The 8,848-nt window shown below is 59.0% G+C and carries 7 protein-coding genes; 3 read left to right on the top strand and 4 right to left on the bottom strand.

Annotation, left to right across the window (positions count from 1 at the left end):
• Positions 1 to 151 precede the first annotated feature (151 nt).
• A complete protein-coding gene (locus QMX93_RS28150) occupies positions 152 to 1,960 on the top strand; it encodes a monovalent cation:proton antiporter-2 (CPA2) family protein (protein WP_282358794.1) in 1,809 nt (602 codons plus the stop codon).
• Positions 1,961 to 2,094: 134 nt separating this feature from the next.
• Here QMX93_RS28150 and hcnC read toward each other — a convergent pair whose 3' ends face one another.
• The 4 genes from hcnC to QMX93_RS28130 all read right to left on the bottom strand — a co-directional run bounded on the left by hcnC (position 2,095) and on the right by QMX93_RS28130 (position 6,381).
• Positions 2,095 to 3,354, bottom strand: coding sequence for a cyanide-forming glycine dehydrogenase subunit HcnC (hcnC, locus tag QMX93_RS28145; protein WP_282358793.1), 1,260 nt, complete (start codon positions 3,352 to 3,354; stop codon positions 2,095 to 2,097).
• A complete protein-coding gene (hcnB, locus tag QMX93_RS28140) occupies positions 3,347 to 4,756 on the bottom strand; it encodes a cyanide-forming glycine dehydrogenase subunit HcnB (RefSeq protein WP_282358791.1) in 1,410 nt (469 codons plus the stop codon). The genes hcnC and hcnB overlap by 8 nt, the downstream gene beginning before the upstream one ends.
• Entirely contained in the window at positions 4,753 to 5,067 is a 315-nt protein-coding gene (hcnA, locus tag QMX93_RS28135; protein WP_159814701.1) for a cyanide-forming glycine dehydrogenase subunit HcnA, read from the bottom strand. Before hcnA ends, hcnB begins: the two co-directional genes overlap by 4 nt.
• A 381-nt stretch (positions 5,068 to 5,448) precedes the next feature.
• Entirely contained in the window at positions 5,449 to 6,381 is a 933-nt protein-coding gene (locus QMX93_RS28130) for a hypothetical protein (protein WP_282358789.1), read from the bottom strand.
• Positions 6,382 to 6,690: 309 nt separating this feature from the next.
• Here QMX93_RS28130 and QMX93_RS28125 point away from each other — a divergent pair, with 309 nt between their 5' ends.
• Together QMX93_RS28125 and QMX93_RS28120 are read left to right on the top strand one after the other, a co-directional pair.
• A complete protein-coding gene (locus tag QMX93_RS28125) occupies positions 6,691 to 7,374 on the top strand; it encodes a response regulator transcription factor (RefSeq protein ID WP_282358787.1) in 684 nt (227 codons plus the stop codon).
• Positions 7,352 to 8,746 carry a HAMP domain-containing sensor histidine kinase gene (locus QMX93_RS28120; RefSeq protein ID WP_282358785.1) on the top strand — a complete coding sequence of 465 codons (1,395 nt, stop codon included), beginning with the start codon at positions 7,352 to 7,354 and terminating at the stop codon, positions 8,744 to 8,746. Before QMX93_RS28125 ends, QMX93_RS28120 begins: the two co-directional genes overlap by 23 nt.
• Positions 8,747 to 8,848 lie beyond the last annotated feature (102 nt).

The raw sequence follows: 8,848 nt of genomic DNA, 5'->3' as shown, positions 1-8,848 counted from the left end.
GCTCGCGATAGCGGTAGATCATTCAACTCAACAGTATCTGATCTACCGCTATCGCGAGCAGGCTCACTCCTACAGAGATCTGTGGTGGATATGCAATCGTTTCAGCCCTTATCCTTGCCGCATTCGCCGTACCGTTGTCAGGAGTAAACCCATGCCCCATGAAGGCAATTTGTTACAAGCCATCGTCGTCTTTCTATTGGCGGCGGTGCTTATCGTGCCTTTGGCCAAACGTCTGCAATTGGGCGCTGTGCTCGGTTATCTGTTTGCCGGGGTGATCATCGGCCCGTCCGTGCTGGGGCTGATCGGTAACCCGCAAAGCGTCAGCCATATTTCCGAATTGGGCGTGGTGTTGCTGCTGTTCATCATCGGTCTTGAGCTGTCACCGCGACGGTTGTGGGTGATGCGTAAATCGGTGTTCGGCGTTGGCCTGGCGCAGGTGCTGCTGACGGCGTCGGTGATCGGTGTGTTGGCGTTGTTCGCCTTCGGCCAACCGCTCAACAGCGCAATTGTGCTCGGCCTCGGTCTGGCCTTGTCGTCCACCGCTTTTGGCCTGCAAAGCCTGGCCGAACGCAAAGAGCTGACCAGCCCTCACGGTCGGCTGGCGTTTGCGATTTTGCTGTTTCAGGACATTGCGGCGATCCCGTTGATTGCGCTGGTGCCAATGCTGGCCGGCGGCGATCACACCACCAGCGCCGCTCAAGACTTGAACCACGGTTTACAGGTGCTGGGCAGTATTGCCGTGGTCGTAGTCGGCGGCCGTTATCTGTTGCGCCCGGTGTTTCGTATTGTCGCGAAAACCGGACTGCCGGAAGTCTCGACCGCCACCGCGTTGCTGGTGGTGATCGGCACGGCGTGGCTGATGGATCTGGTCGGCGTGTCGATGGCACTGGGCGCGTTTCTCGCCGGCCTGCTGTTGGCGGATTCGGAATATCGCCATGAGCTGGAAGCGCAGATCGAACCGTTCAAAGGCTTGCTGCTCGGCCTGTTTTTCATCAGCGTCGGCATGGGCGCCAACCTCAGTTTGCTGCTCAGTGCGCCGATTACTGTACTGGGGCTGACGCTGCTGTTGATTGGTCTGAAACTGCCACTGTTGTTTATCGTGGGACGCTTAGCCGGCGGGCTGAACAAGGTCAGCGCAATTCGTCTCGGTATCGTGTTGGCGGCCGGCGGTGAGTTTGCCTTTGTGGTGTTCAAGATCGGACGCGATCAGAACCTGTTCGATCCGCGCCTATACGATTTGCTGGTACTGACCATCACCCTGTCGATGGCGGTGACGCCGCTGCTGTTGTTGATCTGCGCCAAAATGGTCAGCCCGAAAGTGCAGCCGGTGGAAGTCCCGGAGAAATTTCGCGAAATCGATACCGACAGCCCGCGCGTGGTGATCGCTGGCATGGGACGGATGGGTCAGATCGTCGCGCGGATTTTGCGTGCACAGAACATCAAGTTTGTCGCCCTCGACACGTCGGTGGAAACCATCGAACTGTCGCGCAGCTTCGGCGGTGTGCCGGTGTTCTACGGCGACCCGATGCGCGCGGAAATTCTCAACGCGGCGAAGGTTGGCGAGGCGGAATATTTCGTGATTGCCACGGACGATCCGGAGACCAACATCAAGACCGCCGAAGTGGTGCGCAAGCTGTATCCGCAAATGAAAATCATCGCCCGGGCGCGTAACCGTCAGCATGTTCACCGCTTGGTGGATGTCGGCGCTGAGGCGATTCGTGAGACGTATTATTCGAGTCTGGAAATGAGCCGGCGCACGTTGGTGGGGCTCGGGTTGACGCAAGCGCAGGCCGATGCGCGGATCAAACGCTTCAAGCATCACGACGAACAGGTTCTGGAAGCGCAACATGCGGTTTACGACGACATGGCCAAGGTGCTGCAAACCGCCCAGGAAGCCAGGGCCGAGCTGGCGCGGCTGTTTGAGTCGGATCAGTTGGAAGAGGAATCGCGCAAAACCTGAGCCCGTGTTCAATACCGAAATGATGTGGTAACCCAACCCTGTAGGAGCTGCCGAAGGCTGCGATCTTTTGACGCTGATTTTAAAGATCTAGATCAAAAGATCGCAGCCTTCGGCAGCTCCTACAGGGGATTGTGTCAGGCCAGTTCAACTTCCAGGGCTTGCTTGACCGGCACGGCTTCAAAGCGATCCGCCAGAAACGGCGTGATGTCCAACGGCAGCGGTTCATCGTTAACCAGTTTGTCCAGCAACACGCCGGTGATCGCCGAGGTCAGAATCCCGGTGCGGAAGTGCCCGCAGGCATTCAAATACCCTTGCACGCCGCGCATCGGCCCCAGAATCGGCAACTCATCCGGCGAACCCGGGCGCAATCCCGCCCACGTGCGTTTCAGGTTCACATCCTTGAGCTCTGGCAAACAGCGCACCGCGCCCTGCACCAGCCCGGCAATTTCCGGATAGGTGGTGGTGACGTCGAAGCCTTTGTCTTCGGTGGTGCTGCCAATCAGGATTTCACCGTTGTCCTTTTGCGCCACGTAGCAATCACTGGTGGTCAGGCAGCCGTTGAGGATTTTCGGCAGGCGTTCGGTCAGCAGAATCTGGCCCTTCACCGGTTTTACCGGAATACGGATGCCGGTCGCCCACTCGCTCAAATCTGCCGCCCAGGCACCGCCCGCGTTGATCAGGGTTTTGCAGTGGAACACGCCTTCTTCCGCCGTTTGCACGCCGGTCACCCGCGAACCGTGATGCAACACACCGGTCACGTTAGTGTTGACGTAGATTTCGACGCCGTTCTGCCGCGCGCCTTCGGTGTAGGCATCGGCGAGACGGAACGGGCTGACCTGATGGTCGCAGAGGAATTCAAGCGCTCCGCGTGCTTCGTGGCTGACACTCGGTTCAGCCGCGCGCAACTCGGCTTGATCAAACCAGCGTACTTGATCGGCCAGATGCGGAATGCAGCCAACGATATGCTCGGCGTACAACCGATCCTCATCGTCATAGATAACGAATTTCAGCCCGGTTTTTTCGAACTTGAAATCCATTCCGTGGTTGTCCTTCAACTCACGGTGCAGCGCCGGGTACAGCGCGTTGGATTGCAGGGCGAAGTCGAAGAATGACGGCGGCAAAATGTGCGGCGTGCTCGAGTCGACTGCAACAGCGGCGCCTTGGGTTTCGCGCTTGCGGTTGGCCGACATCATGCGAAAAAAGATCACCCCGCACCCTAGGCCCACCGACTCGCCGATCGCCCACAAACCGCCGGCCGAAGCACGCGTCGCGTTGCCCGGGCGCTTGGCGTCGATCAGCGCGACTTTAAGATTTTTGCGTTTTGATAATTGATAGGCGCAGGACGCGCCGATCACGCCACCGCCGGCGATGATCACGTCGTAGAACTTACTCATGGGAAACGGCCTCCGTGCCGACGGACTGAAACGCGGAAAAGGGAATCGGATCAATCGGGAAACGCGGGCGCAGCCAGCCGACATCCTTACGTCCGGTGGCCTGGCGCAAACGGTCGCTGCAATAGCCGACGCACATGCGCCCCTGACAATCGCCCATGCTCACGCGGGTGCGCATTTTCAGACTGGCGATGTCTTGCACGCCTTGCTCCAGCGCCAGATCGATGTCGGCACGGGTGGCGTGTTCGCAACGGCAGATCACCGTGTCGGCCGCGGGCAATGCCGTTTGGCCAACCCCGCGTTCGGTGTAGCGATCGACCGCCGCGCGAAACCGCACAATGGCTTTGAGTTTGCTCAGAAAGCGGTCGCGGCGAATCTGCGCCAGTTCCTCTTCGAAGACGCCGCGTTGCAAGAGGATCGACGTGGCGGCAATTTTGCCGGCGAGCATCGCCGCTTCACCGCCGCGAATCCCGCCCATGTCACCGGCCAGATGCACGTGAGGCTGATTGCTTTGCTGCCAGATATTCGAATGGGCACGCAGATAACCGTCGTCACTGAAGCCGTGATCCAGGCCCATTTGCTGACTGAGCTGCGTACGCGGGATAAAGCCGTAACCGACGGCCAGTGTCTGCGCTTCGAAACGCTCGACGCGGGCCATGTCCGGCTCCCAAGTGGCCGAGTACGGCGCGACGCTGACGCTTTTCAGCCCGCCCTCGCCGTGGGCTTCGACCACGCCCCAGCCGTAGTTCATCGGGATGCCATGCAGTTTCAGATAGGCCAGCATGCTCAAACCATCGAGAAACAATTGTGGCTTGTTCAGCAGTGCCAGACTCTCACGGGCGATCTTGCCGAACGCACAGGCCTCATAAACGCCAGACACCTTGACGCCGGACGCATGCAGTTGCGTCGCCACCAACGGCAGCAGGGGCCCGGTGCCGGCAATGATCACGGGGCTTTGGGGTTTGACCACGCCACTTTTAATCTGCAATTGCAGGCCACCGAGCATGATCACGCCCGGTAGCGTCCAGCCAGGAAACGGCACGCTGCGTTCGTGGCAACCGGCCGCCAGCAACAACTGCGGGTATTCGATTTCGTGGAGTTGTTCATCACCATCAAGCACCACCAGCGCGCGAGTACCTTCGGCACCGACCACGCGATGGTTGAGCCGGACGTCAATCAGTTCGGCATGCTGCTGAAATTCACCGTGCAATTTGCCCAGCGCTTCCGCGTACTGCGGCCCGAGGTAATCCAGTTGCACGCCGTCGCGCAATGGCCCGCGATAGACCACACCGCCCAGACGCGAAGCCTCTTCCAGCAGCGTGCAACGCACGCCGTGGCGAGCCAGTTCGATGGCCGCTGCCATGCCTGCCGGTCCACCGCCGACAATCACCGGATGCCGGTTCATACGACCTCCTGCTCGGTGATGCGGTTGACGCCGGTTTCGATCTGCATGCCGTCGCGCACCACCGTCTGGCAGGCGCGGCGCTTATGCCGACCATCGATTCTCACCAGACAGCACTGGCACACGCCCATGCCGCAGTAGGCACCGCTGATCTGGTCATGATCGTTACGTGCAATCTGGCGCAAGCCGAGGGATTGAATGACGCTGAGAACGGTTTCGCCAATGGCGGCGTCGACCGACTGGCCGTTGATATGGACAGTCATATCCGCCTGCGCCAAGGGCTGGATATCGAAGGTTCTTTCTAGGCAGTGCATTGCAATTCATCCGTGAAAATTTCAGGGGAGTTGTGCGTCAGCTCCTTGCTGCACTACAGCGTGTCGACGTGTTTACTTCATCTGATTCGTGCGTCGTTTCGGCTACTACGTCAGCGCAGTATTTGCGCCTGAATCACTGTAGCTCACGCCCAGCCAGGGTCTGGATCAAATACGTTAGTGAATATTCCAGAGGGAAATATTGACCCAGATCGGTAGCCGGTCATTCAGGCAGAAACGAAAAAGCCGCTTGCACCCGAAGGTGCAAGCGGCCGAGGCATAAGCCCCAATAGATCAGTGTACGAACAGGGCGATCAGAATAATGATCGGGATCGGTACGCCGAGAAAAAACAGTAGAAGTGAGCGCATGGTGATGCTCCTTGTTTAACGGACTGAAGTGGTCGTGGTGTATGTATCGACTTCAACGTACTCGACTGCATCGCGACGACGACCGCCAAAGGTGGCCGCGAGGCTGGCGAAGAAGGCACCGGCCAGCAGCGCGATGAACATCCACAGCGAAGTCCAGGCAGCGACTTTCGCAGCGGTGTCAGCCGCTTGTTGAGCTTTGACTTTGGCGTCGGCGATGGCTTTCTGAGTGCGGGCATAGACTTCGTCTACACGGCGCTCGGCATCAGCCTGCGACAAGTTAGTACGTTGAGCGACCAACTGCGCAAGGTAGGTACGATCCTCGGCACTCAGCTGACCGTTGGCCAGGCTTTGCGCAAAGATGCGGGCCACGGCGCCGTGGGCAGCGTCATCGCTGACCGAAGCCGGGCGATCATCACGGAACAGGCTGTCGATGAAGTAACCGTACTGGTTGCTGTCGGTGTTCGCCGCAGCGGTACCGGCCGCCTGGGTCATGGCACTGGCTGCACCGCCCGCCACGCTGGCACCGGCCTGCACACCGCCGCTGACAATGCTGCTGACCGAGCCGACCACCAATGTTGCGGTGACCAACGTTGCCACACACCAGGCGAGGAAACCGTGCGCGGTGTCGCGGAAGTAAACCTCGTCACCGTGCATGTTCGCCCACTTGACCCGCAGACGCCCGGCCACATAACCGCCCATGCCGGAAGCGATAATCTGCGTCGCCGCCAGCCACACGATCGTTGAAATACCCAGGCCCTTGGCACTCACGCCCTCCCCGGCCCACGGTGAAACAGCGGAGAAACCCAAACCGAAACCGAGCAGTACAAGGATCAACGACAATGCCGCAGCCGCCGCCGCGCCAGCGAAGATCGCGCCCCAGGACACCCCTGAGACGTTGCTCGAATCTCCTTCAAAGGCAGGATAAAACCCATCAGAGGATCTATTCATTGTTGTTCTGCTCCAGGCATGAAAAATGGTGTTACAACTCGTTCGAGAGAGGAATTGCAGCGACCGTGCCAGATGCAGATATTTAATAAATCGTTTATTTTCAATGAGTTACAAAGAATGAACTTCCTAAGACCATGCAAATTGCAACAAGCTGTGAATTACAGCGGGTTTTATGCATTAGTCTGCATTGATCCGCAGCAAGCGAATCTGCGTTTCTGACAGCCCCTACATGAAAGTTAATTTAAAGCGCCAGGCAAAAATCTTGGCAAAATGCTGCCATTCCGTTTCAACCGATCAGCAGGCCTGCCCATGACTCGCATTTTGACCATCGAAGACGACGCCGTGACCGCCCGGGAAATCGTTGCAGAACTGAGCAGCCATGGCCTCGACGTGGATTGGGTCGACAATGGCCGAGAAGGCCTGGACCGTGCCGTCAGCGGCAACTACGACCTGATCACTCTTGATCGCATGCTGCCCGAACTGGATGGCTTGGCCATCGTCACAACGCTGCGCACCATGGGCGTGTCAACACCGATTCTGATGATCAGCGCCCTCTCCGATGTCGATGAACGCGTGCGCGGTTTGCGCGCCGGTGGTGATGACTATCTGACCAAACCGTTCGCCACCGATGAGATGGCCGCGCGGGTTGAAGTGCTGTTGCGCCGCCAAAGCAGCGCCGATACGCCACCGACCACGTTGCAAGTCGCCGACCTTGAGCTGGATTTGATCAGCCACGAAGCACGCCGCGCTGACCAAGTGCTGACGCTGCTGCCGACCGAGTACAAGTTGCTCGAATTTCTGATGCGCAACAGCGGCCAGATTCTGTCGCGGATGATGATTTTCGAGGAAGTCTGGGGCTATCACTTCGACCCGGGCACCAACCTGATTGACGTGCACATCGGCCGCTTGCGCAAGAAAATCGACGCGGTGGGCAATGTTCCACTGATCCGCACGGTACGGGGCTCCGGTTATGTCATTGCCGAACCCGTCTGACGGCTGGCGCTCTTCCAGCAGCCGCTTGCTGGCGCTGTACAGCTCGTTGTTCGTGGCCTGGAGCGCGATCCTCATGGGGGTCATGTACTTCGAGGTGTCCAGCTACCTCGATAACCTCGCCAAGCATTCGCTGATGCAACGTCAGCATCTGTTTTCGCACTTTCGCGGTGACCAACTGCAAGACGCCCTCGCCGCGAGCATGACGTTCGACATTCGTGGCATCGATGCCTATGGTTTGTTCGACGTCGAGGGCCGTTATCTCGGCGGCGCTCTGCAACAGATTCCCGAAGGCCTGCCGCTGGACGGCAAGATCCATATGCTTGCCGACTGCGCCGGCTCCGATGATCCGACCCTGCCCAACGACAGTTGCGATGCCGTCGCCACGCAGACCCGCGACGGCCGCTGGCTGGTGCTGCTGCGCGATAACGGTTCGCTGTTCGCGGTGACGCGGATCATTCTGCATGCATTGTTCTGGGGGGTGTCATTTACGATTCTGCCGGGGATCGCCGGTTGGCACTTGCTGCGACGCCGACCTTTGCGGCGGATCAGAGCGATTCAGGACAGCGCTCAGGCGATCGTCGCGGGCGATTTGACCCATCGCCTGCCGCTGTCCAACCGCCGCGATGAACTGGACATGCTCGCCGCCATCGTCAATGCCATGCTTGAACGCATCGAACGTTTGATGAACGAGGTCAAGGGGGTTTGCGACAACATCGCCCATGACTTGCGCACACCGTTGACCCGCTTGCGTGCGCAGTTGTATCGCATGCAGCAACAGGCGGGCGAAGGCTCGCAGGAAGCAGCGCAACTGGATCTGGTGTTGGCTGAGGCGGACACGCTGATGGCGCGGTTTCGAGGGTTGTTGCGGATTTCCGAACTGGAAGATCGCCAGCGCCGCTCCGGTTTTGTCGAGCTGGATCCGGTGCAATTGCTGCAGGAACTGCATGAGTTTTATCTGCCGCTGGCTGAAGAAGATGAGCTGCATTTCGAACTGAACATGCCGGAAACATTGCCGGCGCTGAATGGCGACCGGGCGTTGTTGTTTGAGGCGCTGGCGAACCTGTTGAGCAACTCGATCAAGTTCACGCCGGCGGGCGGAACTGTGATTTTGCGCGGTGTGAATGACGCAGGGCATACGCGCATCGAAGTGCACGATTCGGGGCCGGGGATTGCCGAGTCAGAGCGTGAGGCGGTGTTCCAGCGTTTCTATCGCACCGAGGGTGGACAGCCGCAGAGCGGGTTCGGATTAGGGCTGTCGATCGTTGCGGCGATTGTCAGCTTGCATGGCTTCAATCTTGAAGTCGGCACCAGCGACCTCGGCGGCGCGAAACTGGTGCTCGACTGCCGGCAGAGCCTGATCACCCATTCTTGAAGTTCATTTGGAATGCAATCCATGTGGGAGCGGGCTTGCTCGCGAAGGCGGTGTGTCATCCAACAAAGATGTTGTCTGACACCCCCTCTTCGCGAGCAAGCC

It is taken from the genome of Pseudomonas sp. PS01303, assembly GCF_029959385.1.
GTDB lineage: Bacteria > Pseudomonadota > Gammaproteobacteria > Pseudomonadales > Pseudomonadaceae > Aquipseudomonas > Aquipseudomonas rustica.
The sequence above is the reverse complement of the archived record's forward strand: the minus strand, read 5'-3'. Positions and strand labels throughout refer to the sequence as shown.

Excerpts from the sequence above, each read along its gene's own strand:
- QMX93_RS28150 (WP_282358794.1), top strand. The coding sequence starts at position 152 with ATGCCCCATGAAGGCAATTTGTTACAAGCCATCGTCGTCTTTCTATTG.
- hcnC (WP_282358793.1), bottom strand. The coding sequence starts at position 3,354 with ATGAGTAAGTTCTACGACGTGATCATCGCCGGCGGTGGCGTGATCGGC.
- hcnB (WP_282358791.1), bottom strand. The coding sequence starts at position 4,756 with ATGAACCGGCATCCGGTGATTGTCGGCGGTGGACCGGCAGGCATGGCA.
- hcnA (WP_159814701.1), bottom strand. The coding sequence starts at position 5,067 with ATGCACTGCCTAGAAAGAACCTTCGATATCCAGCCCTTGGCGCAGGCG.
- QMX93_RS28130 (WP_282358789.1), bottom strand. The coding sequence starts at position 6,381 with ATGAATAGATCCTCTGATGGGTTTTATCCTGCCTTTGAAGGAGATTCG.
- QMX93_RS28125 (WP_282358787.1), top strand. The coding sequence starts at position 6,691 with ATGACTCGCATTTTGACCATCGAAGACGACGCCGTGACCGCCCGGGAA.
- QMX93_RS28120 (WP_282358785.1), top strand. The coding sequence starts at position 7,352 with ATGTCATTGCCGAACCCGTCTGACGGCTGGCGCTCTTCCAGCAGCCGC.